Here is a 22,264-nt window from a genome sequence, read left to right as displayed (position 1 = left end):
TCTATTGATTTCTCACTGTATTTACATTATGAACAATCAGTAAATTGCCAATCCGCTGTCCTGCGCGAATTCATTGCAAAGTCGCGCAGGACACGGCCTCCATGTGGAGAGACGATCATCAGACGGCGGGAACCAAGTTGCCGCTGTCGGTGAACGTCCACCAGTCAGCACCGTTGAGCTTCTCCGGCCCGCAGGGAATGGCGTCGTAAGGCCGAGTCGTGATCGAGCTCACGCAGCCGTACCGCGTCATCTGGTTGACCTGGAAGCTGTTCTTCTTCGGGTCGACGTCCAAGGAGATGCCGCCCCCCTCGATCCGAACGAAGTCGCCGTTCTGGGATTCGGTGATCTCATCGGCGTTGGCACGGATGAAATCGGCACAGCCGGTCTTGAAGGTGATGGACACATAGCCGTCATTGTTGACCCCGTCACCGGGCACAACCTCGTACTGCATGATCTCCGACATGGATGCCTCCTGTTATCAGACTCATGTCCACGTGCGTTACGTGTAGCAATGCTCTTTGTGCATACTAAATGAGTTCTTATTTTAAATATACCATCAAAACAAGTTATATAAGTAATTTCTTATTTTTTGAATCATTCCTATACAGAAAACCCCATTGTAACTACGACATAAGAACCGTCCCCTTGTCGCATCAACAATCCAGCTACTAGAATAACACGGTAATACTTACGCAATGCCCCACGTGTTTTATTTATCAAACCTATCTCCTATGTACATGTTGATACATCAATTTGATGGTAATCTCATCTAACCTGTCACAATCGACAGCTTCTATGTCCCGTAAAAAAATTGTGACGGTACCGTCTTTTTCACCATAATTAGAAACTTTAGCAATCGTGACGATGTCATCTGTGACAGATGTTACAAATCCATAGATAAAGTCTGTACTTTCCCTTTGTTCATCACTTATTTTAATCGATACCAATCTTTCTGCTATTATGGCGGTTTTTAATACTTCTACTAACAAATTTTCATCTTCCGTTACCGGAGATAACAACAAATCGTAATGCTGCTGATTTTGTATTTTGTATAACGTTTCTAGTTTCTGTTCATATTGGCTGTGCTGGTCAACTCGATAAACATCTGCTAGTCTCCTGACAATATGGCCGTCTACTATACCTTCTGCTGTCACATGTTTCATCAAAAAATATTCTTCTGTTATTTGCTCCAAAAATCCCGCATTAAAATGTTCTTGGTCAGAAATGTCCGTATAAATGGAGATCATTTCATTCGATTCTGTTGCCTTCACTAAGATGTCCCACATCGGATGATTACTCATTATTTATTCACAACCTATCCCCTATTCAATATTTTCATTATATCCTATTTTCCTTTTCTACTTTTAAAATAAAAAATCCTAGCTTTGAAAAAAAGCTAGGACATTCCTTTAATTATCGTTAGACACTCGTTTCTTTTTTCTTCCATATTGAAAGTAATAATAGATATAACATACAACCACAAACCCTAGACCATAAAATAAACTCGCCCGCTGTGCTGCGTCAAAAGCCGGGAAGATCAGAAAGACGGTACAGAGTATCAGACATAGGATGGGAAGAAACGGATAGAGCGGAGTCGCAAACTTCAGATCGCTCACTTTACCGCCTTCGCGCAAAAATTGCTTCCGGAAATTATACTGCGACAGAGCAATGCTCATCCAAGCAATGGTAACTGCTATCCCAGAGATCGATGACAAAGCGATATATACTGTGTCTGCTGCATACACACTCGTCAATAGGGACAAGAGAGAGAATATCATGGTCAAGATCAGTGAAGCCATCGGAACGCCGCGTTTGGACAGCTTTCCAAATACTTTTGGAGCCATACCAGAGTGAGACAAAGACCATAAAAGTCGAGTAGAGGCATAGAGACAAGAGTTTCCAACAGATAAAAGTGCGGTAAGAATGACAAAGTTCATAATATCAGCAGCAAAAGGAATACCTACCATATCAAACAAAGAGACAAATGGACTTTGAAGGACTCCTAATTCTTTCGCTGGGAAGATAGCAGAAAGAATGACAACCGATGCAATATAGAAGACAAAAATACGAACTAATACATTTCTGATTGCTTTAGGAATATGCTTTTCTGGATTTTCACTTTCTCCAGCTGCAATCCCGATCAGCTCCGATCCTTGGTAAGAGAAAACGACATTCATCATCGTAACAAACACAATAGAGATACCTGCTGGAAAGAGATTTCCCGCTGTAAAGTGGGACAAAAATGGCGCTGCTCTGCCATCCATATGAATCCATCCAAAAATCGCTCCGCAGCCGATGATAATAAAGAGAATGACAGCAACTACCTTGATCCCTGCAAACCAATATTCAGCTTCAGCAAACCCTTTGGTTGTCAATGCATTTAGTAAAAACAATAGAGCGATAAAGATCGCACACCAAATCCATACGCCTGTATGAGGGAACCACCGTTTCATCAACATACCAGCAGCTGTAAATTCGACCCCGGCAGTGGTAGCTGATCCCAGCCAATAAACCCAGCCGACGGTAAACCCGGAAGCAGGCCCGATATATTTGGAAGCATAGACTTGAAAGGCTCCTGTTTCCGGCATTCTCACTGCTAGTTCTCCTAAACAGGTCATTACCAAATACAAAAGCAGACCACCGAACAAGAAAGCTAAGAGAGCACCGCCATAACCGGACTGGTTAATGATATATCCCGTGTTTAAAAATAGGCCTGTCCCAATTACCCCACCAATAGACAACATATAGAGGTGCCGGCTCTTCATGGATCGTTCTAGTTGCATTTGTTTCTCCTGTCTCATGGAACTGCTCCTTCCCCATTTGGGTTATTCTTGCCTTTTATCGTCTCAAAACAGGGGAAGTGAGACAGGTCGGACCGCCTGTACCCAAATAGGAGATTTCTTCCCCTTTGTATTCCAAGACCTCCACCCCTTCTTCTTCCAGCAGCTGCTTGATCTGAGGATTACCAGCAACCATCATACACTTTCGGGGGGAAATAGCTAAAATATTACATCCTAAGTTGTCATACTCCTGATCCGATACTTCCAGCAGCTTCACGCCTCGAGTAATCAACAACTCCCGAAAAACTACTGGCATCAATTTGGAGTAAACTACTGCTAAATCATGATCGATAAAGCTGATAAAGGACATCAAATGTAAACATTCTTCAGGACCATTACCATGTGGAAGATGAACCACGATAAATTCATCCACAACTTCTTGGGTTAATTCTCTCAGTTGGCGGATTCCTTCCTCATTTGTCCGATATCCTCTTCCAACCACCAGCGTACGTTCATCGAACCACACTACGTCCCCTCCATCGACTCTTCCCTCTCCTGTAATCTCTCCAAGGATCGGAATGGAAAGCTCGTTGAAGTAATCTTTGATAGCCCCAGCTTCTGGTCTGCGAAGATACTTGCCAGATTTAAGCAAAATGGCACCTTTCTTGGTGATTTTTACTGGATCATGGGTGTAGATGGAGTCCAAACCAACTGTATCGTTTTTGGGGAGAAAATGAATTTCGGGCACGTGCTTTTTCAAAACAGCCAAAAATTTATCATATTCCTGTACTGCTTCTTCATAATCCGGGCATCGTATATAGTTAAATTTTCTCCAGTTTTCCTCTAAATGTTCTTGACTGATAAAAGCATCCTTTGGGTGTTTGACCATGATTCGTTCGATACTTCCTACCATACTCTGACATCCATACCTCACAAGATCATCCCCATTTTTGGTCTAAAATCTCAACGACAAACAGCTCAAACCGCCATCTTGTTTTTGTATTTCAGACATGTCCAGCTCGATTGTCTTATAGCCAGCATCTTCGATTTTTTTCTTGGAACGCTCATAACCTTTTGGGATAATGACATAGTCATTGATGCGGATACAGTTCGCACAATATTCCTCTTGTTCATCAATAACGATTTTGTTATATTCTTCAAAATCAGGATGATCAATGAATTCTCCTGCAACTACTAAATCATTGTTCCCTAAATAAGCGATCCCTGTTTTTAGATGGAAAAATTTCTCGAGCGGAACAATGGTCGTTTCATATCCATATTTTTGCTGGATTGCGGCAAATTGTTCTGCACCTTCCCGATTGGTTCTAGTGGAAAGCCCTACATAAAAATGCTTGTCCACTTGCAATACATCCCCGCCATCTAAATAACCAGGTGCATGAATCTTTTCTGCTTTCTCATAAAATTGTTTCAAAACTTCTTTCATCTCGATGATCTCACCATTACGACTAGGTGCACCTGGATTTGTAATGACAGCGCATTCATTTGTGAGAACAGCAGTATCCTCTACGAATGTTGAATCTGGATATTCTTCATCTGCATTTAGCACTGTAACCTCAAGTCCGCATTGTTTTAAGGCAGCTACATACTGCGCATGTTGTGCTTGTGCTTTCTCGAAATCAGGTTTTCCTAGATTAGAAGTAGTCAGTCCATCTACATAGCTTTTACTTATTTTCTTCACGATTGCTCTAGTAAACATCAAAAAGCCTCCTTCAAACAGATTAAAATTATAAGTTTCCACATTATGAAAACGTTTTCCTAAAATAGATCATACTCTTATTTAAAAGATAAAAAAGCCTACTGTCAATATAATTATAAATTTATTTTTATAATGATCCAGTGATGGATAGTTGAAACCGAAGAATATAAAAACAGTAAAGCTCTTTATTTATAAGAGAAGAAAAATTTTACAAAAAAAATAAAACGATAAATACTCTCATCAAGTAATCCAATCATAGTAACACTGCCCCCATGGGGTGCAGTTCAAAATAGAAGCTGTTTTTTAAACAACTGCAAAAGAGTTAAATGAGGGCTATTGTTTGACAAAGGGAAGGAAGTGTATACCACCTTTTCCCATAAAAAAACCAGCCTGCTAAATTTGCCGGCTGGCTTCTCTATCCATTTTATTTCGTCATCTGAAAGTTTTGCTTAAGCAAGCTGAGCTTCGTAGCCATTGACAACCAAATCGAGTTTTCCTGATTTTGGATCGATGACCAATCCATGTACAGCGACATCTTTAGGCATAAGTGGATGGTGGTGAATCATTTCTACACTATGTTTCACGCTGTCTTCTACGCAGTCAAAGCCGTGTAAAAACTTTTTGAAGTCTATTCCAGAGTAATAGAGTAAATCTAATTTTTCTTGGCTGACTCCACGGGCTTTCATCTTTTCCAGTGTACTCTCTGCTTTAATTTTGGCCATTCCACAGTCATGATGCCCGACAACGCAAACTTCTTCTGCACCCAGTTCATAAATAGCCACTAGAATGCTTCTCATCGTACTTCCAAATGGATGGGATACAATAGCTCCAGCAGTTTTAATGATCTTAACATCACCATTCCCCACATCCATTGCTCTAGGCAATAATTCAACTAAACGTGTATCCATACAAGACAATATAACAAGTCGTTTATTTGGAAACTTATCCGTTTTGAATTGCTCATATTCCTTGTTTTTGATGAATTCTTTGTTATGAGTTAAAATTTGATTTAATAAGTTCAAGATGAAGTCCTCCAAATCTTTTTTCTATAATCATATCAAGTCATTTGGATTTTAGTGTACCATTTTGTTACTTTCTTACCAAGTCACTTGACGAGTTTCTATTTATCTCCACTAATACCTATAAATTATCAGAAAAAAACAGTTTCCTTGGTTGACGTCGTATAAAACGATATTTTAGAATCATAACTATACCAATACCTACAAATTAACCAATCGAACTCATTTTACTTAATTTTCATAAAATAACCCAACAGGAAGGGCTTTTACTATGTTTTCGTTCGTTATCCCTTGTTATAATGAAGAGCCGATTATGCATCGATTTCACAAGGAACTCACAACCATACTGCAAGAAAATCAGATTCCTTATGAACTTATCTTTATCAATGATGGCAGTAAAGATAAAACACTTGAGATATTAAAAGAAATTACAGAAAAAGATCAACATGCTCACTATATATCTTTTAGTCGTAACTTTGGGAAAGAATCTGCTATGTTGGCAGGGTTAAACTTCTCTACGGGTGAAGCTGTAATCATCATGGATGCCGATCTCCAACATCCACCCCATCTTATTCCCGATATGGTTCAAGCATACCGGAATGGATATGACCAAGTTATCACAAAACGAAACCGCAGAGGAGAGGGCGGTATACGAACCATGTTCTCCAAGCTGTACTATCGCTTGATGAATGGTATGATCGATGTAATGCTGACAGATGGTGTGGGGGATTTCCGCTTACTTAGCCGCCGAGCAGTGGATGCTCTTCTGTCTTTACAAGAATACAATCGATTTTCAAAAGGATTATTTTCTTGGATTGGGTTTCAGGAATATGTCATTGAATATGACAATGTCCTGCGTGATCAAGGGACAAGCAAATGGTCCTTTGGGCAGCTTTTAAACTATGCATTGGACGGATTGATCTCTTTTAACAACAAACCTCTTCGCTTGGCTATCTATTTAGGATCGTTTGTTACCATCACGGATATTTTCTATATTTTATACACCTTTATCCAGATCTTGATGCATGGCATCGTCATTCCTGGATACTTTACGATTATTTCTTCCGTTGGTCTATTAGGGGGCATTCAACTCATCTCCATCGGTGTCATCGGAGAATATATCGGTAGAATCTACTATGAATCAAAGAAAAGACCTCATTATATTATCGAAGAAAAACGAATACAAACACAGCAAGTCCGGGAAAAGTCAGCAAAGGAAGACTTCGTGTATAATAAATAAATGCAAAAGATCCTATTCGAGTAATACGAATAGGATCTTTTTGTTGGATTTTTTAGTTTCTCACTACAAAGGATGACGCTTTAGAAAATCTATAACCCTCTTAGTCACTTCTTCACGAAATTCAATAAAATAACCATGGCGACCACCATTAATAATGGACAGCTCCGCATTTGGTATACGATCAGCAAGCAAATACGCATTGGCAGTAGGGTTCATTTCATCTTCACTGCCATGAATAACAAGTACAGGAACATGAATATCAGGTAAAAAATCCCATGCATCATGATTTTCACTAGCCTGATAATGTAATTTTCGTGCATATTCTGGAATAGGAGAACTTATAAATATTTTCTTAACTATATCCATATGGGTTTCTAACCACTCAGGAGAGTAAAGCAAAGATAACATATCGAGCCATGTTTTCTGCGAATTACTTTGCGAAAGCAGATCATTAATATATTTTGGCCTACGAACGCCATGAGCATTCCCTGGCGTTGTCGCACTTAATACCAATGAACCGATACGATCTCCATGATCGATGCCTAACCATTGGCATATTCGTCCTCCCATTGATATGCCATATGCATGCGCTCGCTCAATGTTTAGATGATCGAGCAGCGCAATTACATCTTGCGCAAACATACGAGTTGTATAAGGTGGAGTGGATGGTTTATCACTTTGACCTGTCCCCCGCTGGTCATAAACGATCACGCGGTAATTATCTGCAAAATCATCTCGAATAGGGTCCCAAAAGGTATGATCCAATCCTTGTCCGCTGATCAGTATAAGCGGTTCGCCCTCGCCTGACTCTTCATAATAGACACGTGTCCCATCTGGAACTGTAATAAACGGCATTAAAATCACCTTCCCTAAATCAATTGAATGGATAAGGCCTTATCTCTAAATTTTTTGATTTCCCCTGCAATTGGAATTTGATCACGATAGTATTTCAACCTGACACAAGCCGAACGGCAGGTGTAATCTCTTGTATATGAATGATGATATCAAACCAATCAGAAAGAAACCCGTTTAAATGGGTAGGATCTTTCTTGGGATCATAGTAGGGGCCAATCGCACGCACCTTCGTTGGAGTTTTGAACCATAATTGAACCGATTCAGGTTTTTCCATTTGTAAATCTAATAGAAATATATCCATGGCAGCCTTGCTCAAAACAGCTTCAGCAAATTCTGAAGACGGTGGAGAAATAGTATCTGACCCTGAACCATGATGAAAAGTTAGACAGATAGATGAATAATCCGATCCAAAAAACTTCCTTAAGTGGCTTCCCACACTATATCCCCTGTTCGGAATAATATGATTGTTTGCCACATGAGCAATTCCACCCCAATACACCATTTTATGACCTGTGTGCTTATGCCATAAAATCATGTTTCTAGCGAATCTTTGATCAAGGTCTAATTTATCCAAGTCGATTTGTTCATAAAATCCCCAGATAAATCGGGCGTATTGGAGCGCAATCGAGTGATTTTCACCACCGGGAAGATCAGCCACAAACTCATAAGCTAGTTTAGCGTGATTGATGAGTACTTGTTTTTCCTGATGGGAGGAACGAAGTACAGCATAATGAGCTTCCAGCTCGTCTAAATGCTCGAATGATATTGACCGAACGTAATCAAGCACTATGTCGTAGGCATTCGCAGGTACACCTTGTGAATATCCACCAAAAACTCGAATGGTATCGTTTGGATGCTGTTGGTTGTAAGAACGCATCCATTGAATGGCATCAAAAAATTCTTCTGTCTGTAATGGTTCCCATATATTTGATAGTAATGCTCGTAGATTACCTCTGCCTGTACGAAGGTACTCATCAACCTGAATTCCTATTGTCCAATCAACTTCTAGAGCTAGGGAACGAAATCCTAAAAACTCAACTAAGAATCTCAGAAAACGATGTTTGATAAGATGCATTTGATGGGAGCTCCGAGCACCACGAGTCGATTCACCGAAGCTGACTACTTTTTTGTCTTGTAACATACTAGCAAATTTCGAAAGGTCAGTTAGTGGCGCTAGCGGATCAATGGTAGTAAGTTCATGAGCATGATTTCTAATCCACCGTATTAGGGGCTTATTCTCTGATGAAATTGTATTTTTCATGATGAGAGTCCTTTCTTCGATTGGTATTATCCTGTTTCCCTCTAACCAAATCATAATATTTGGAATTTTAATGAGGTTTATATATGATGAGAAAACTTAGCTGTTTCAACTTCCATCGAACAAAATTTGGTGAAACACGCTTTTTAAAGTTTCCTCTTTGTTTTCTACCTCTTCTTTTGATCGCCAAGCGACAAAACCATCAGGTCGTATAAGAACAGCACCCTCAGACGATACTCCATAAGCTTCTTGCCACTTATTATCTGTAACAACTAGGTCTCCATCATCACCTACTTGGTACGCATGTAATGTGATTCCCAACTTTGAAGAAACACGAGCAGCAGCATCTAACCACTTTTCTCCTTTATCTCCTGTAAACAACACAAAGTTTTTCCCAAATAAATCAATTGTCGATATTCGTTCTCCTTGATACAAACACCAGATATGCGGGGCACGTTTTCCAGGTACACCATTTAAGATCAGTTTATCTTGAATTATAGAATTTTCTTCTGTCCAAATAGCATCTGATTGGTATTGGTACCCAATAGCCGGGATAAGGGAATGCACATGTCCTTCTTCTCTCGTAACATACAAAACGGACTGGTCAGCAGCAAATTGAGCTACAGGTTTTCGTTCCTGTTCATAAGTTGCTAAAATAACAGGATTTGCTTCACCCCGTAATACAGCCGCTAATTTCCAAGCTAAATTATGAGCATCTTGTATTCCGGTATTTGCACCATATGCTCCTTTCGGCGGCATGACATGAGCTGCGTCGCCTGCTAAGAAAACACGTCCAACTTGATAATGACTGGCAATTCGTGAGGCAGCCTCCCAAGGAAGGACGCTTAGTATGGAAACATTTAAATTTGGCAGACCGATTGCTTTACGAATAAGGTCTACGCAGCGTTCCTCTGGAAAATCTTTTGGTGATTCCCCTCTTTCAGGATGATAGAGAACATGAAAACACCAGCGGTCTTTGTTATTAACAGCAATTATATGTCCAGGAGATTCAGGATTGGTAATATTGCATACAATAAATTCATTTCCTTCTACCAATTTACTTAGATCAGCTTGAAAATAAATATTGATGTGATGTCCAAAAGAGCCTCCATCAGTAAACTCCATTCCTAGCGCTTCCCGTACTTGGCTTTTTGCTCCGTCAGCAGCAATCATATATTCAGCAAATATGGTTTCTTCTCGTCCTGTTTTCCGATCCTTTATCAAAGCTTGAACACCAGTATTTGTTTGTTCAAAGGAAATAAGCTCCGTAAAAAAGCGAAAATCTCCTCCTCCTAACTCCTGTGCTTTCCACAGTAAAACAGGTTCTGACTGATCTTGAGAACACGCACAACCTATTACAGGACTAATTTCCTCCGTAATTTTCCCAATCACTTCTTCTAATTCATGTCCATTTGGAGCTATTCGTTTGAGACTGCTTAAATCGGTCCCAGCTAGCACCTCTGCTTCAATGGCACCATTGCTTTTTTCCAGTACCTTTCCAGCTGCTCGGATCTCTTCTTCAATTCCTAATTCACGGAAAATTTCCATTGTACGTATGTTCATACCGTTTGCACGGGGATGAATAGAAGTACCAGCATGTCGTTCTATTAGTAAATAAGGAATTTTATGCTTTTCCAAACAAAGAGCTGCGGTTAAACCTACCAATCCACCACCTACAATGAATACTGGGGTTTTTGTCTTTTCCATTTTATTAAATCACCTTCCAAATTTTGTTCTTTTCATCGATAACATGATAAGATAAACTGAATTTAGTGAGGATGGAAACAGTGTGTATACTCACTAATATAATGTGAGTATACACACTAAAATACAGGCCGTCAAGGAGGATTTATGAATAAATCAAAAGTTCCTATTTCAACTGAAACACCAACACCAGATTATCTTTTAATGATATTGTTTAAGACTACTCACTATCTTCACTCTCAATTTGAAGCTTATCTGTCTGCACATGATGTACCTGCCTATTTGACTGGGCCAAGGATGCGATTTTTGAAATGCATTGAAGAAGCAGGCAAGATCAGGATGAGTGACTTGGCAATAAAACTAGGAATTAAAAAGCGTACTGTTACCCAATTCGTCGACGCCTTAGAAAAAGAGAATGTTCTAGTACGTATACCGGACCCCAATGACCGGCGTGCTACACTTGTACAAATTACAGATACTGCTGCCCCTCTCATAAAAAAAACCGGAGATGCTATGATCTCAGCAGCTGAAAAGGTACTATCTTCCTTTCCTCCGGAAAATCGAAGCCATTTACTTGATCTTTTGTATCAACTTGCAGATGTTACGGAATCGAATGAGGATATGAACGGAAAGTGAGGGAATAACATGAAGAATTTCTTTCGGGAATTTTGGGATGAAAGTGATTACTATACAAATCCAATACCTGTTTCGGATGAGATGATTGATCATGCACAGCAAAAATTAGGTTATAAACTCCCGCAGTCCTATATAGCGTTAATAAAGACAAAAAACGGCGGAATTCCCATTAACACTTGTTTTCCAACTAATACGCCCACTTCCTGGGCTGAAGACCACATCGAAATTGAAAATATTCGCGGAATTGGAGGGGATTATGGAATCGACTCCGAACAAACCCGGGGTGATGCCGAATTGGGTTACCCTGTTGAAATTGGTTTCATTATATGTGATTGTCCATCAGCAGGACATGATGCCATTATGCTTGATTACAGCCTATGCGGAAAAGAAGGCGAGCCAAGGGTAATCCACGTCGATGTGGAAATATCTGATGATCCCATCATTACTATTCTTGCGGACAACTTTGAAACATTTATCAAAGGTTTAGTTAATGGTGAAAAGTATAATGATGAAGAAGAAGCATGGTAACTCCTCCAGTATCAATAAGACTCCAAGCCTTTTGTAGTCAGAGGCTTGGGGTCTCTATTTGGGTTAACTTGGGTATCTACGGGACAGAATTCCTATATACAATGGATGGATTGATCTCTTTTAACAACAAACCTCTTCGTTTGGCTATCTATTTAGGATTATTTGTTACCATCACGGATATTTCTATATTTTATACACCTTTATCCAGATCTGGATGCATGTATTGTCATCCCTGGATACTTTCGATTATTTCTTCTGTTGGGCTGTTAGGGGGTATTCAACTCATCTCCATCGATGTCATCGGAGAATATATCGGTTGGATCTACTATGAATCAAAGAAAAGACCCCGTTATATTTTTGAAGAAAAACGAATTCAAACGAAGCGAATCCGGGAAAAGCCAGCAAAGGAAGAGCTCATGTATAAATAAGTAAATACCCAAGAACCATTGAACAAATCGAATTGGGTTTGATTTAAAAAAATGCTCCCACCGAGAGAATTTAGTAATTTTTTCCAATAAACATCCTTATATGTCCGAAACAGACGAAGTTAGGTCTGTTGAAGTTCTTTAAGAAGATCATCAAGGTAAGAAAATCGAGGCGCAAATCCTTGAACTACTCCCTTCTCCATTACTTGCTGTAAACGCTCAACTGATTCAAATCGCGATCGCATGATAAACTTTGTCTTGCCTTCTTGTTCTATAAACGTCATTGCCACTAATGTCTCTGGCGAATCGATAACTGCATTTCCTTTTTCATCTGCTAATACATCCGTGTAAACGATTTTCTTCGGTGCAATAATTTCTTGATAGACAACTTTTCCCCACATTTTTTGCTTGTACTGTTCTTCTTGTTTATCTGTGCATATCATGCAATAATGCCATATCCCGTTAGGCTTAAAATTAAATTCTTGATTTTCGATTTCCCATCCCTTTTTTCTCCACCAGCGAGCCAATTTCTCCGACTCTGAAAATGTCTTAAAGACAAGTTCTTGAGGTGCATCAAAAACACGCTCCATAATAAGATCTCGGTTCTCTACACTTGTTTTGATATTTTTGTTAGACATTTCAGACTCCCCTTCTATCTTTGAATCCCTTTTAGGTTGTTTTCACCTGTAGTACCATTTTCCCTTTTGATGTACGATCCTCAATGCTTTTATGTGCTTTTGCTATGTCTTCCAAGTTTACTACATCCGTTACATCTACGCTTACTTGTCCACTTACCACATACGGTAATGCTTTCTTTGCTGCTTTTGCTACTGCTTTTGGATGATACACACTCATCAATTGGAGATTAAAACCGAGTACAGCCTTGCTGCTAAACCATAATTCGTTTGCAGATACAGCTACATCTTCTGCTTCACTCGCATTACCCATGACTACTAGTCTACCGAGTGGAGAGAGAAGGGATAGTCCTGTTTCTCTCGCATCTCCTCCCACTTGATCAATGACAATATCTATCCCGCTGCCTCGGATAGCTTCAACATACTCATCACGTAGGTACACTTCATTGTATCCCAAACTTTTTGCGTATGCTATCTTCTGTTTGCTGCCTACCACTCCGATCACTCTTGCTGCTCCTAACGCACGTGCCATTTGTCCAATCGCACTGCCTACACCGCCAGCAGCCGCATGAACCAATACCGTTTCGCCTTTTTCCATATGCGCAACATCAGATAAGATCATCATTGCTGTTGTTACATTGGACGGGAAAGCTGCTGCCACTTCCATGTCTATCGTTTTTGTTTCCTGATCTAGGGCAATTACGAGATCTGCATCTACTTTCACTACTTCTGCATATCCGCCGCCACCGACAATAGTCAATGCGGCAACAGCTTGGCCAATTTGAAATCCGGTCACCCCTTCCCCTATCTCCCGAATGGTGCCAGATACTTCAATTCCGGGTACAAACGGTAATGACAAGTCTGCTACTACACCTTTGCGAAATAATACTTCTGCATAGTTGATTCCTGCATAAGCAACATCAATGGTTACTTCTCCTAGTCCCGGTTGTGGTGTTATTACTTCTTTTTGGGTTAAGACAGACGCCTCACCAAATTGTGGAATGATAATTGCTTTCATCTTCTTTATCTCCTTTGTATTTTTTCAGTTTGTTTTGCTTTCCTATAATTACATTCTACTTACTCATAAATTCATAACGAGTTTTTCGTTATACTAGTAGTATCAGTAATAGTTTTAGGAGAGATCGGAATGCAAGAAAACAAAAACATCAAAGTACTAGGAGAATTTTTGAAATCAAGACGTGCCAATGTATCTCCTGAAGGTCTCCAAGTATCCATCGGGAGCAGGAAACGGCGAACACCGGGGTTACGTCGTGAAGAAGTCGCTTATTTATCGGGAGTGAGCAACACTTGGTACACATGGCTGGAACAAGGAAGAGATGTGAATGTCTCACGAGAAGTATTAGCGAGCATTGCGAAAACACTTCAACTAAATGAGGAAGAACAACGCCATATATTTCGGCTTGGAGGATATCCGGTCTTTGCACCTTCCCAGCCATTGGAACACGTGATCAATCAGGAGTTGCAACTAGTAGTCGACAGTATCCCCTATCCTACTTTTATCGTTGGATTCCGGACGGATATCATCGCATGGAATGACTTATACGCTTTGATCTTTCCAGTAGATTTTACAAGTCAAAATGAAAAACACCGCAACATGACATGGCTCATTTTTATGAATGAACAAGTGCGAAAACAGATTGTCAACTGGGAAGAATTTGCCCAGTATACAGTTGGAGTCTTTCGCAGTTATTATGATCAAAACGAAGATGATCCATGGTTTCAATCGTTTGCAAAAGAATTATTGGAAAAATCGCCGGAGTTTGCGGCTTGGTGGGAAGACCATCCGATCAAACAAAAATCAGAGGTACATTTGAAAATCCGCAGTCGCGATGGGGAAAATATCGTGGAATATCGGATTGTATCTTTCTTTCAGATCAACGGAGAAGAAAATGTCCACTGTTGTGTATATACGCCTGTAGCAAAGGAAGGAAATTTGGCAAAATATGAGCAAAACAAAGCAGCACCCCCCAGACCTTAGCCATGGGGGGTGGGAAAGTTGGATGTGTCATATGTTTCTGAGCACGATCTTCCCCGGCGGGACCGGAGTTTGAGCACGCATGGTGTTCTCATGCTCCTCCTCATGCAGCCTGACAGCGGCCTCCGCCACACGAATGACGAGGGCGGTCAGAACCGCACCCGAGAGAAAACCGACTATGAAACCCTTCTTCACAACTTCCTCCTTCGTCGCTTGGACGTAAGTCTATGTTATCATAATTTTCCCTTTATGGTTCATTTCTTTGAGAAAAAGCAGCACCCCCCTGAGACATCGCCTCAGAGGGGTGAGAGAAAGTTCGGGCAGCGGGTAGGTCAGCGGCGGTTCAGCAGCTTGCTGCCCTTGGTACGCAGCCCAGCGGCGCGGTTACGCACCGACCGCAGCTGCTCCGGATTGGCGCTCACCACGGCGCCCCAGATCGAAAGCGCGGCGAGAACCAGTGCTGCGAGCGCACCACCGCCCACCTTACCTGCACTCTTACCTTTCTTCATGACTTTCCCTTCGTCGTCGTTACTTACGGACGTTGCATTTATTTTATCATAAGATTTCTACTAATTGCTAGACAAATCCGAATCCTGCAAACGTCCTACGAAGAACTGCTAGGCTTTGGTTTGTTGACCAAGATTTTCTTCGAGACGATAAATGTAAAAGGAATGGCAATCAACGATGCTACAAGTGGTGCGATATTTTTATCCATTCCTAACTGATCCACTAATAAATAAACGCTGCTTGTCGTCACGGTGACATTTACTGCATAGGTAAGAGGAAATTGGAAAAATTTCTTGAGACTGGGTTTTGTTTTATAAGTGAAATACGTATTCATAAAGAAAGAGCCAATCATACTGAGCACAAAAGCACTGATATGCGATACGAGGTAAACCCAGCCAAAGATATGCAAAAATAAGAGATATAAGCCATAGTAAGTGCCTGTATTGATAACCCCGACGATACAGAAACGCATGAGCGGGTAATACTTTTCTAAATTCATGTATTGCAACTCCTTACCAGCATTTTTCATGCTGTATTATATCGCAAAAATATAGAAGGATGGTTATTTTTTTCATTTTCTCCTTGAAGTCCTTCTTTAGAAATTATATAATCTTTATCAATTATTTATAGAGATGGGAGAGAAAAAGAATGACATCCAAACGTACAATGTTTGATAAGATTTGGGATTCACATGTTGTCTATCAAGAAAGCGGGAAACCATCTCTCCTCTACATAGATTTGCATCTGATTCACGAAGTCACATCCCCACAAGCATTTGAAGGATTGCGTTTAGCTGGGCGTTCCATTCGCAGACCAGACTTGACTGTAGCCACAGTCGACCACAATATTCCTACGACAGATCGTTCCTTGCCGATCGCTGATCCGATCTCACGTCAACAGATTGAAACGCTGAGAGAAAATTGTCAAAATCATAAAATAACTCTATACGACTTGGACAGCAGAAATCAAGGGATCGTCCACGTGATCGGACCAGAGCTTGGACTTACCCTTCCAGGTAAAACAATCGTTTGTGGAGATAGTCACACTTCTACCCATGGAGCCTTCGGTGCATTAGCTTTTGGAATCGGAACAAGTGAAGTAGAGCATGTGATGGCTACACAGTGTTTGCCTCAAGCTAAGCCAAAGACGATGGAAATCCACTTCAAAGGGAAACTGCCTTATGGAGTCACAGCAAAAGATGTTGTCCTGCATCTGATCAATCAGATTGGAACCGCTGGTGCAACAGGATATGTAGTGGAGTATACCGGAGAAGCAATCCGCAACATGTCGATGGAAGAACGGATGACAATTTGCAATATGTCCATCGAAGCTGGAGCTCGTGCAGGCATGATCGCACCGGATGAGACTACTTTTTCTTACTTAAGAGGACGGAAACATGCACCAAAAGGCGAAGCATGGGAAAAAGCAGTTGCTGCTTGGAAAGAGTTAGTGACCGATGAAGGAGCTACTTATGATGCTCGTGTCGAAATAGATGTCACTGAAATCGCTCCTCAAGTAACATGGGGAACAAGCCCAGGAATGGGAGCCGACATCACTCAATCCGTACCTGATCCTGCTTCTTTTGCCTCGAGCACAGAGCAAAAAGCAGCTGAATTAGCGTTGCAATACATGGGACTAACTGCTGGTACACCGATGTCAGAAATTGCAATCGATCGAGTCTTCATCGGTTCCTGTACCAACTCCCGCATCGAAGACTTGCGTGCAGCAGCAGAAGTAGTCGCTGGTTACCAAGTAGCTGCTACCGTCCAAGCGATGGTTGTACCTGGTTCACAGCAAGTGAAAGAACAAGCAGAAGAAGAAGGCTTGCATCAAATCTTCTTAGATGCAGGATTTGAATGGCGTGAAGCAGGTTGCAGCATGTGTCTTGGCATGAATCCAGATATCATTCAACCCGGCGAACGATGTGCTTCTACTTCCAATCGTAACTTCGAAGGCCGGCAAGGCAGAGGCGGCAGAACACACTTGGTCAGCCCAGTCATGGCCGCAGCAGCCGCTATTAAAGGTCATTTTGTAGATATTCGTGATTGGAAATTCAACAGAAAGGAGAAAAAACATGGAATCCCTTCGTAAACATAAAGGTATCGTCGCCCCACTTGATCGTGCACATGTGGACACAGATGCGATTATCCCAAAACAATTTTTAAAACGCATTGAACGCTCTGGTTTTGGTCAGTTTCTCTTTTATGAATGGCGTTTTGATGAAGCAGGTCAGCCCAATCCTGCCTTCGTGCTCAATCAGCCTGCATATAAAGGAACCTCTATACTCCTAGCCAGAGAAAACTTTGGCTGTGGTTCTTCTCGTGAACATGCACCATGGTCTTTGACTGACTTCGGCTTCCGGGTTATCATCGCTCCATCCTTTGCAGATATCTTTTATAACAACTGTTTCCAAAATGGTCTCTTGCCTTTGGTTCTTTCCGAAGAACAAGTACAAGAACTATTTGAGCGGACAGCCCAGCACGAAGGTTATCAATTGACCGTCGATGTAGAAAACCTGGTGATCCGTGATGATTTTGGTTTGGAATATTCCTTTGAACTTGATCCCTATCGCCAGCACTGCCTCGTGAATGGGTTGGATTTTATTGGATTAACCTTACAGCATGAAGATAAAATCGCAGCATATGAAAAAACAAAATTAGTGAGCTATTAATACAAAAAACGTATGGGTTTCTCCCCATACGTTTTTTTCATGGAAATCGTCTTAACTTCGGCCTTTAGGGGACAATGCTGGCAACGCTTTGTATATCACCAGTGTAAGAACAACAGCCAAAACTACCTTTACCAGCTCATATGGTAAAAAGGAAACAAAAGACTGCAAAAAAGTTTTCAGATCAATCGACACATGCATGACGAACCAAAACCAACAAATACTTACAATATTGATAACCCCAATCCCACCGATTGCGTAGATAAAAAATAGTGATAGCCATGACACACGATTACCTGCTATTCGAACCATACCGCCAATAAGAAAAGCCGACACCAAATAACCTAAAATGTATCCCCCAGCAGGGCTTTGAAGAATGACTAAACCACCTATTCCACCACTTAGTACAGGCAGTCCACTGACAGCTAATAAAATCCATATCAGCACACTGAACGCTCCCCATCTGGCACCTAAGAGCCCGCCAGCCAGCATCACAATCATGCTTTGAAAGATGAAATAAGCAGTCCCGCTGATGGGAATCACAATAAATCCAAAGACGATCAAAAGCACAGTAAATACAAGGGAGAATAAAAAATTTCGAATAAAAGGTAATGACACAAGCATAATTCCTTTCTGTTTATAGTCAATATTATGATAATTTTTAGGAAATATAATGTCAAACGATGGTTTTTCTAGCGCGAAATAGAAAGGAAAGTAGCAAAAAACGTATGGACTCCTTCTCCATACGTTTTCTTTATGTGAACAATAGATTATAATCGAGCCCGAACAGCCGCTTCTTGGAAACAGTTGTCCAGGGAGTGCTCCACACGGAGCACCTCTACAGGAGTAGTCCTGTGGGCTCTGTGATCACTTCGCGGAGACTGCGAAGACCTCTCCGTTCGAGACGACGCCGGTCTTCCGCTGCCCCTTCTCGTCGAGGAGGTAGCCGATCACGGTGCCGTTCTGGTAGTCGACGACGTACTCCAACCCGTCCTCGCCCTTGTAGTAGACCTGCCCATGGGAGTCCACCTCTTCGGTGACCTCGACCATCGTGCGAACAGGCGTCCCCTCACCATCTTGGATAGAGAAGGACAGCGCGGTCCCGTAGATGAACCACACACCATCGGCGAGTTCGGTGTAGTCGGAAGCGATAGCAGCAGTCACAGGAACCTCCTGTAGATGGATGTTACTTTTATCTTAATATTCTTTTTCTATTAGATCAACACATCATTTAGATCTTCCCATTCTCTCTTGTGGGGAAAAAGAAGGAATTGCCCGATAAAGAGCAACGGTCAAAATTGTCGCCAATATCGCTTTTGCAATATCCCCTGGCAAAAATACGACAAACACTTTATTAAAAATATCCATACTAAAAGAAAAATGAGATACATAGAGGAACCAAGAGAAACCTATCACATGGGTCACTAAATCTCCCACGAACAAAAATACTAAGAGAAGCTGCCACCATGCGACTTGTTTATTCCTGCCTAATCTTTCAATTACCCAGCCCACGAGAAACGCTGCGAGAAGAAATCCAAAAATATAACCTCCTGTTGCACCAAGCAGGACTCCTATCCCTCCTGTTCCCCCACTGAGGACAGGTGCACCTACTGCCGCTAGTAAAATCCAAACAAGTACACTAATTGCCCCCCAGCGGGAACCTAAAATACTGCCAGCAAGTAAGACCATCATCGTTTGTAAAGTGATCGGAACAGGTCCAATCGGGATGGCAATCTGGCCGCTTATGGCTATCAGTGCTGCAAATAAAGCAGCTAGCACCATATTTCGAATTAAAATAGAAGAAGATGACATGTAACATAATTCCTTTCTTATTAGCGTTCTTTATTAGGATAATTTTTAAAACTTTTATTGTCAACTTATTTCATTTTATATGTTTACAATTTTTATAGAGCGGTTTATTAATTTAGCAGCCCTCCCGTTTTGCGAAATGAATGTATCAAGACACAAAAAATTAGAACCTATCGATGACGTAGGTTCTATTGGATAATAAAAATAGCAAATTACGATGAGATTGGTTTTTTCAAGAAAATACCATAGCTAATAGCGGAAACGATTAACAAGACTGCACCGATAAGAAATACGTATTCAAAAGACCCTGTGGATTGGACAACTGCACCTGTAACAATTGAGGATAACGAACGTGAACTGGAGAGAGAGACAGATGGAAATTTGCCAACTGGAATATGTATGTACAAAGCATTGAGCAGAAGCGATGTTTATGGGAGAATATGGAAATGATCCAATTTGAAAACAATTCACCTACGGTAGACACAGAAAAATTATATGAGCTGTTGCCTTTTTAAAAGGAAGCGGTACTATTTTCTTGAAACCTACTAAGATGGATAAAAAAAATTCACATTTTTGGATAGGTTTAGTTCCTTTCCTTGTCTAGTTTTCTATTGTAAGATTGGATAAGTCAGAAGGGAGATACACAAAAGATGTGGGAAATTTTTTGTGGGTTTATACTCGGGATGGTGGAAGGCCTGACGGAGTTTGCCCCTGTATCATCAACTGGACATATGATTTTAGTTGGTGATTTACTCGGTTTTAAAGGTCAAATCGCTTCTACATTTGAAGTTGTCATCCAACTCGGTTCTATTTTAGCAGTTGTTGTCGTGTTCAGAAAACGAATTTTACAAATTTTAAATTTGCCAAAGCAATGGGAATTAATTCGAGATCAATGGCATGGGGTAAAAAGAGACCGGGAACCCCATCTCAATCTGTTACACATTTTAGTAGGAATGATTCCTGCTAGTATATTAGGTGCACTTTTTTCTCATTTTATCAAGGAGAACCTCTTTTCAACCGCTACCGTTATTGTTGGACTTGTAGCGGGCGGAATATTGATGATCGTAGCAGAAGCTTTTCGTAAAGCCCGTCCTACCACAACACATGTAGATTACATCACGTATAAACAAGCCTTTACTGTTGGACTGTTTCAATGCTTAGCACTCTGGCCTGGGTTTTCACGATCTGGTTCCACGATATCTGGTGGATTACTGGCTGGGATGAATCACAAAGCTGCTTCCGAATATACTTTCATCCTCGCTATTCCGATGATGGTAGCAGCAACAGGCAAAGATTTGCTGGACAACATGGGTGCTCTTCATGCCAGCGATCTTCCCCTGTTTATCGTTGGATTTTTAAGTGCTTTTGGCTTTGCTCTACTAGCGATTCGCTTCTTCTTAAATCTCATCTCTAAATTCAAATTAACACCATTTGCTTATTATCGTTTTGTAGTCGCCATTATTTTTGCGCTTGTTCTATATGTATAGAAAAAATACCCCGTCTTTTTAAAAGAGGGGTATTTTTCTACCATTTTCATTGTTATAAGGTTTTTTACCAATCGCATAACAAGCAATATATTTCATCGAAGAATATAAGTTCTCGATTTCTATCTTCCATTTTACTTTTTAAAAGCAAATATGCTTTTCATTTTTGCTAAAAACGACTTCGGTTTCTTCTGACTTTCCAGTATTGCTTGTTGACGCTGTTTCGATTCTTCTTGATTCTTTAGCATAAGCCGTCTGTTCTGTTCCATCTTCTGCAATCTTTGCTTAATTTCGAGCACATCTCTTTCTAGTTTCCCCAAATCTTCAGTAGACTGGATATCCTTCTGTAATGCTTGTTGCTCCTCGATTATTGGATCTAGCTGATCTTTCCCTTCAGAAATAGGTAAAGACTTTCCAAAACTCAATTGTTTCTTATCCATTTATAATCCCTCAAATCTTTAAATTTTTGCGCCCTTATGGGACTTGGAGCTCATTTCATCCCTGTAGTGAGATGAATTTTCTCTACACACTTTGCTATATCGCTGTTGATCTGTGAACCTTTAAACCTTAGCAGTTTCCATTTGTGTTTTTTGCGAATATAGTAAGTTTTTTTTCGATCGCGGGCTTTTTGCTTTTTCGAACTGTGATATGCCGCACCATCGCACTCGATGACTAGCTTATATTTGGTTATGGCTAAATCACAACGATATGGCCCCATAACATACTGAGCTTTCACACGATAACCTGCTCTTGTAAGGGCAACATATAATTTTCTTTCAATCGGACTTTTTCTTGTACGGATATAATGAATATCTGGCAATTTCCCCGTCTTTAACCACTGATAAAAAAACAGACCTATACTCCCTATATCATCCCGAAAACGAATCCACTGAATGAATGTCGTTGGCAAATTTTTACACTCCCAGTTGTGATTTCTATCTTTTTTCTTATTTTAATCCAACTTAACTTTGGAAAATATTGATTTTTTCCATTTCCATTGAAT

28 protein-coding genes are annotated in these 22,264 nt (G+C 40.7%); 9 read left to right on the top strand and 19 right to left on the bottom strand.

Translation table 11 applies throughout. From position 1 onward, the window contains the following. Positions 1–118: 118 nt before the first annotated feature. The 6 genes from MK805_RS00910 to MK805_RS00885 form a co-directional block, all read right to left on the bottom strand. Complete coding sequence (locus MK805_RS00910) at positions 119–463, bottom strand: hypothetical protein (protein WP_240873307.1); 345 nt, start codon at positions 461–463, stop codon at positions 119–121. Positions 464–722: 259 nt separating this feature from the next. Next, complete coding sequence (locus MK805_RS00905) at positions 723–1,286, bottom strand: hypothetical protein (RefSeq protein ID WP_240873306.1); 564 nt, start codon at positions 1,284–1,286, stop codon at positions 723–725. 123 nt (positions 1,287–1,409) lie between these two features. Beyond that, a complete protein-coding gene (locus tag MK805_RS00900) occupies positions 1,410–2,801 on the bottom strand; it encodes an amino acid permease (RefSeq protein ID WP_240873305.1) in 1,392 nt (463 codons plus the stop codon). A gap of 37 nt (positions 2,802–2,838) precedes the next feature. Continuing rightward, positions 2,839–3,693, bottom strand: a complete 855-nt coding sequence (locus tag MK805_RS00895; RefSeq protein ID WP_240873304.1) for a dimethylarginine dimethylaminohydrolase family protein — start codon at positions 3,691–3,693, stop codon at positions 2,839–2,841. Positions 3,694–3,735: 42 nt separating this feature from the next. Next, entirely contained in the window at positions 3,736–4,497 is a 762-nt protein-coding gene (locus MK805_RS00890; protein ID WP_240873303.1) for a dimethylarginine dimethylaminohydrolase family protein, read from the bottom strand. A gap of 449 nt (positions 4,498–4,946) precedes the next feature. Further along, positions 4,947–5,519 carry a beta-class carbonic anhydrase gene (locus MK805_RS00885; protein ID WP_240873302.1) on the bottom strand — a complete coding sequence of 191 codons (573 nt, stop codon included), beginning with the start codon at positions 5,517–5,519 and terminating at the stop codon, positions 4,947–4,949. A 268-nt stretch (positions 5,520–5,787) separates the two neighbouring features. Here MK805_RS00885 and MK805_RS00880 point away from each other — a divergent pair, with 268 nt between their 5' ends. Further along, the gene (locus MK805_RS00880) at positions 5,788–6,756 is read left to right on the top strand and encodes a glycosyltransferase family 2 protein (protein ID WP_240873301.1); all 969 of its coding nucleotides are present in this window, start codon (positions 5,788–5,790) and stop codon (positions 6,754–6,756) included. 63 nt (positions 6,757–6,819) lie between these two features. Here the strand turns inward: MK805_RS00880 and MK805_RS00875 are convergent, their stop codons facing one another. The 3 genes from MK805_RS00875 to MK805_RS00865 form a co-directional block, all read right to left on the bottom strand. Beyond that, a complete protein-coding gene (locus tag MK805_RS00875; RefSeq protein WP_240873300.1) occupies positions 6,820–7,611 on the bottom strand; it encodes an alpha/beta fold hydrolase in 792 nt (263 codons plus the stop codon). A 94-nt stretch (positions 7,612–7,705) separates the two neighbouring features. After that, positions 7,706–8,872, bottom strand: coding sequence for an erythromycin esterase family protein (locus MK805_RS00870; RefSeq protein ID WP_240873299.1), 1,167 nt, complete (start codon positions 8,870–8,872; stop codon positions 7,706–7,708). Positions 8,873–8,977: 105 nt separating this feature from the next. After that, on the bottom strand, positions 8,978–10,576 hold the full coding sequence (locus MK805_RS00865) for an FAD-dependent monooxygenase (protein ID WP_240873298.1): 1,599 nt from the start codon (positions 10,574–10,576) through the stop codon (positions 8,978–8,980). Between the two features lie 144 nt (positions 10,577–10,720). On the opposite strand from MK805_RS00865, the gene MK805_RS00860 reads away from it, so the two are divergent. From MK805_RS00860 to MK805_RS00850, 3 genes are all read left to right on the top strand, one after another. Then, positions 10,721–11,209, top strand: coding sequence for a MarR family winged helix-turn-helix transcriptional regulator (locus MK805_RS00860; protein WP_240873297.1), 489 nt, complete (start codon positions 10,721–10,723; stop codon positions 11,207–11,209). 9 nt (positions 11,210–11,218) lie between these two features. Next, positions 11,219–11,737, top strand: a complete 519-nt coding sequence (locus MK805_RS00855) for an SMI1/KNR4 family protein (RefSeq protein ID WP_240873296.1) — start codon at positions 11,219–11,221, stop codon at positions 11,735–11,737. Between the two features lie 101 nt (positions 11,738–11,838). Further along, the gene (locus MK805_RS00850) at positions 11,839–12,165 is read left to right on the top strand and encodes a hypothetical protein (RefSeq protein ID WP_240873295.1); all 327 of its coding nucleotides are present in this window, start codon (positions 11,839–11,841) and stop codon (positions 12,163–12,165) included. A gap of 119 nt (positions 12,166–12,284) precedes the next feature. On the opposite strand, the gene MK805_RS00845 is transcribed toward MK805_RS00850, so the two are convergent. Together MK805_RS00845 and MK805_RS00840 are read right to left on the bottom strand one after the other, a co-directional pair. Continuing rightward, positions 12,285–12,800, bottom strand: coding sequence for an SRPBCC family protein (locus MK805_RS00845; protein WP_240873294.1), 516 nt, complete (start codon positions 12,798–12,800; stop codon positions 12,285–12,287). Positions 12,801–12,831: 31 nt separating this feature from the next. Further along, complete coding sequence (locus tag MK805_RS00840) at positions 12,832–13,815, bottom strand: quinone oxidoreductase family protein (protein ID WP_240873293.1); 984 nt, start codon at positions 13,813–13,815, stop codon at positions 12,832–12,834. A gap of 129 nt (positions 13,816–13,944) precedes the next feature. Here MK805_RS00840 and MK805_RS00835 point away from each other — a divergent pair, with 129 nt between their 5' ends. Then, complete coding sequence (locus MK805_RS00835; protein ID WP_240873292.1) at positions 13,945–14,796, top strand: helix-turn-helix transcriptional regulator; 852 nt, start codon at positions 13,945–13,947, stop codon at positions 14,794–14,796. Positions 14,797–14,823: 27 nt separating this feature from the next. Here the strand turns inward: MK805_RS00835 and MK805_RS00830 are convergent, their stop codons facing one another. From MK805_RS00830 to MK805_RS00820, 3 genes are all read right to left on the bottom strand, one after another. Continuing rightward, positions 14,824–14,988 carry a hypothetical protein gene (locus MK805_RS00830; RefSeq protein WP_240873291.1) on the bottom strand — a complete coding sequence of 55 codons (165 nt, stop codon included), beginning with the start codon at positions 14,986–14,988 and terminating at the stop codon, positions 14,824–14,826. A gap of 137 nt (positions 14,989–15,125) precedes the next feature. Next, positions 15,126–15,302, bottom strand: a complete 177-nt coding sequence (locus MK805_RS00825) for a hypothetical protein (RefSeq protein ID WP_240873290.1) — start codon at positions 15,300–15,302, stop codon at positions 15,126–15,128. Positions 15,303–15,397: 95 nt separating this feature from the next. Continuing rightward, positions 15,398–15,799: a GtrA family protein gene (locus MK805_RS00820; protein ID WP_240873289.1), complete on the bottom strand. Its 402-nt coding sequence runs from the start codon at positions 15,797–15,799 to the stop codon at positions 15,398–15,400. A 149-nt stretch (positions 15,800–15,948) separates the two neighbouring features. Between MK805_RS00820 and leuC the strand changes: the two genes are divergently transcribed. Together leuC and leuD are read left to right on the top strand one after the other, a co-directional pair. Then, positions 15,949–17,391, top strand: coding sequence for a 3-isopropylmalate dehydratase large subunit (gene leuC / locus MK805_RS00815; protein WP_240873288.1), 1,443 nt, complete (start codon positions 15,949–15,951; stop codon positions 17,389–17,391). Next, positions 17,375–17,971: a 3-isopropylmalate dehydratase small subunit gene (gene leuD / locus MK805_RS00810; protein WP_240873287.1), complete on the top strand. Its 597-nt coding sequence runs from the start codon at positions 17,375–17,377 to the stop codon at positions 17,969–17,971. Before leuC ends, leuD begins: the two co-directional genes overlap by 17 nt. A 51-nt stretch (positions 17,972–18,022) precedes the next feature. Here the strand turns inward: leuD and MK805_RS00805 are convergent, their stop codons facing one another. From MK805_RS00805 to MK805_RS00795, 3 genes are all read right to left on the bottom strand, one after another. Continuing rightward, entirely contained in the window at positions 18,023–18,586 is a 564-nt protein-coding gene (locus tag MK805_RS00805) for a biotin transporter BioY (RefSeq protein WP_240873286.1), read from the bottom strand. 249 nt (positions 18,587–18,835) lie between these two features. Continuing rightward, on the bottom strand, positions 18,836–19,132 hold the full coding sequence (locus MK805_RS00800; RefSeq protein ID WP_240873285.1) for a hypothetical protein: 297 nt from the start codon (positions 19,130–19,132) through the stop codon (positions 18,836–18,838). Positions 19,133–19,195: 63 nt separating this feature from the next. Next, on the bottom strand, positions 19,196–19,780 hold the full coding sequence (locus MK805_RS00795; protein WP_240873284.1) for a biotin transporter BioY: 585 nt from the start codon (positions 19,778–19,780) through the stop codon (positions 19,196–19,198). 306 nt (positions 19,781–20,086) lie between these two features. Between MK805_RS00795 and MK805_RS00790 the strand changes: the two genes are divergently transcribed. Both MK805_RS00790 and bacA read left to right on the top strand, forming a co-directional pair. Continuing rightward, positions 20,087–20,227, top strand: coding sequence for a hypothetical protein (locus tag MK805_RS00790; protein WP_240873283.1), 141 nt, complete (start codon positions 20,087–20,089; stop codon positions 20,225–20,227). 200 nt (positions 20,228–20,427) lie between these two features. Beyond that, positions 20,428–21,264 (top strand): undecaprenyl-diphosphate phosphatase, encoded by an 837-nt coding sequence (bacA, locus tag MK805_RS00785; protein ID WP_240873282.1) that lies wholly within the window; start codon positions 20,428–20,430, stop codon positions 21,262–21,264. A gap of 131 nt (positions 21,265–21,395) precedes the next feature. Here bacA and MK805_RS00780 read toward each other — a convergent pair whose 3' ends face one another. Together MK805_RS00780 and MK805_RS00775 are read right to left on the bottom strand one after the other, a co-directional pair. After that, positions 21,396–21,701: a hypothetical protein gene (locus tag MK805_RS00780; RefSeq protein WP_240873281.1), complete on the bottom strand. Its 306-nt coding sequence runs from the start codon at positions 21,699–21,701 to the stop codon at positions 21,396–21,398. A 50-nt stretch (positions 21,702–21,751) separates the two neighbouring features. Next, positions 21,752–22,171, bottom strand: a complete 420-nt coding sequence (locus MK805_RS00775) for an endonuclease domain-containing protein (protein WP_240873280.1) — start codon at positions 22,169–22,171, stop codon at positions 21,752–21,754. Positions 22,172–22,264 lie beyond the last annotated feature (93 nt).

Source organism: Shimazuella soli, assembly GCF_022511585.1.
Lineage (GTDB): Bacteria > Bacillota > Bacilli > Thermoactinomycetales > Thermoactinomycetaceae > Shimazuella > Shimazuella soli.
The sequence above is the reverse complement of the archived record's forward strand: the minus strand, read 5'-3'. Positions and strand labels throughout refer to the sequence as shown.

What these genes read in the sequence shown, in the direction of transcription:
- MK805_RS00910 (WP_240873307.1), bottom strand. Translation starts at nt 463, where the DNA reads ATGTCGGAGATCATGCAGTACGAGGTTGTGCCCGGTGACGGGGTCAAC.
- MK805_RS00905 (WP_240873306.1), bottom strand. Translation starts at nt 1,286, where the DNA reads ATGTGGGACATCTTAGTGAAGGCAACAGAATCGAATGAAATGATCTCC.
- MK805_RS00900 (WP_240873305.1), bottom strand. Translation starts at nt 2,801, where the DNA reads ATGAGACAGGAGAAACAAATGCAACTAGAACGATCCATGAAGAGCCGG.
- MK805_RS00895 (WP_240873304.1), bottom strand. Translation starts at nt 3,693, where the DNA reads ATGGTAGGAAGTATCGAACGAATCATGGTCAAACACCCAAAGGATGCT.
- MK805_RS00890 (WP_240873303.1), bottom strand. Translation starts at nt 4,497, where the DNA reads ATGTTTACTAGAGCAATCGTGAAGAAAATAAGTAAAAGCTATGTAGAT.
- MK805_RS00880 (WP_240873301.1), top strand. Translation starts at nt 5,788, where the DNA reads ATGTTTTCGTTCGTTATCCCTTGTTATAATGAAGAGCCGATTATGCAT.
- MK805_RS00875 (WP_240873300.1), bottom strand. Translation starts at nt 7,611, where the DNA reads ATGCCGTTTATTACAGTTCCAGATGGGACACGTGTCTATTATGAAGAG.
- MK805_RS00870 (WP_240873299.1), bottom strand. Translation starts at nt 8,872, where the DNA reads ATGAAAAATACAATTTCATCAGAGAATAAGCCCCTAATACGGTGGATT.
- MK805_RS00865 (WP_240873298.1), bottom strand. Translation starts at nt 10,576, where the DNA reads ATGGAAAAGACAAAAACCCCAGTATTCATTGTAGGTGGTGGATTGGTA.
- MK805_RS00860 (WP_240873297.1), top strand. Translation starts at nt 10,721, where the DNA reads ATGAATAAATCAAAAGTTCCTATTTCAACTGAAACACCAACACCAGAT.
- MK805_RS00855 (WP_240873296.1), top strand. Translation starts at nt 11,219, where the DNA reads ATGAAGAATTTCTTTCGGGAATTTTGGGATGAAAGTGATTACTATACA.
- MK805_RS00850 (WP_240873295.1), top strand. Translation starts at nt 11,839, where the DNA reads ATGGATGGATTGATCTCTTTTAACAACAAACCTCTTCGTTTGGCTATC.
- MK805_RS00845 (WP_240873294.1), bottom strand. Translation starts at nt 12,800, where the DNA reads ATGTCTAACAAAAATATCAAAACAAGTGTAGAGAACCGAGATCTTATT.
- MK805_RS00840 (WP_240873293.1), bottom strand. Translation starts at nt 13,815, where the DNA reads ATGAAAGCAATTATCATTCCACAATTTGGTGAGGCGTCTGTCTTAACC.
- MK805_RS00835 (WP_240873292.1), top strand. Translation starts at nt 13,945, where the DNA reads ATGCAAGAAAACAAAAACATCAAAGTACTAGGAGAATTTTTGAAATCA.
- MK805_RS00825 (WP_240873290.1), bottom strand. Translation starts at nt 15,302, where the DNA reads ATGAAGAAAGGTAAGAGTGCAGGTAAGGTGGGCGGTGGTGCGCTCGCA.
- MK805_RS00820 (WP_240873289.1), bottom strand. Translation starts at nt 15,799, where the DNA reads ATGAATTTAGAAAAGTATTACCCGCTCATGCGTTTCTGTATCGTCGGG.
- leuC (WP_240873288.1), top strand. Translation starts at nt 15,949, where the DNA reads ATGACATCCAAACGTACAATGTTTGATAAGATTTGGGATTCACATGTT.
- leuD (WP_240873287.1), top strand. Translation starts at nt 17,375, where the DNA reads ATGGAATCCCTTCGTAAACATAAAGGTATCGTCGCCCCACTTGATCGT.
- MK805_RS00795 (WP_240873284.1), bottom strand. Translation starts at nt 19,780, where the DNA reads ATGTCATCTTCTTCTATTTTAATTCGAAATATGGTGCTAGCTGCTTTA.
- bacA (WP_240873282.1), top strand. Translation starts at nt 20,428, where the DNA reads ATGTGGGAAATTTTTTGTGGGTTTATACTCGGGATGGTGGAAGGCCTG.
- MK805_RS00780 (WP_240873281.1), bottom strand. Translation starts at nt 21,701, where the DNA reads ATGGATAAGAAACAATTGAGTTTTGGAAAGTCTTTACCTATTTCTGAA.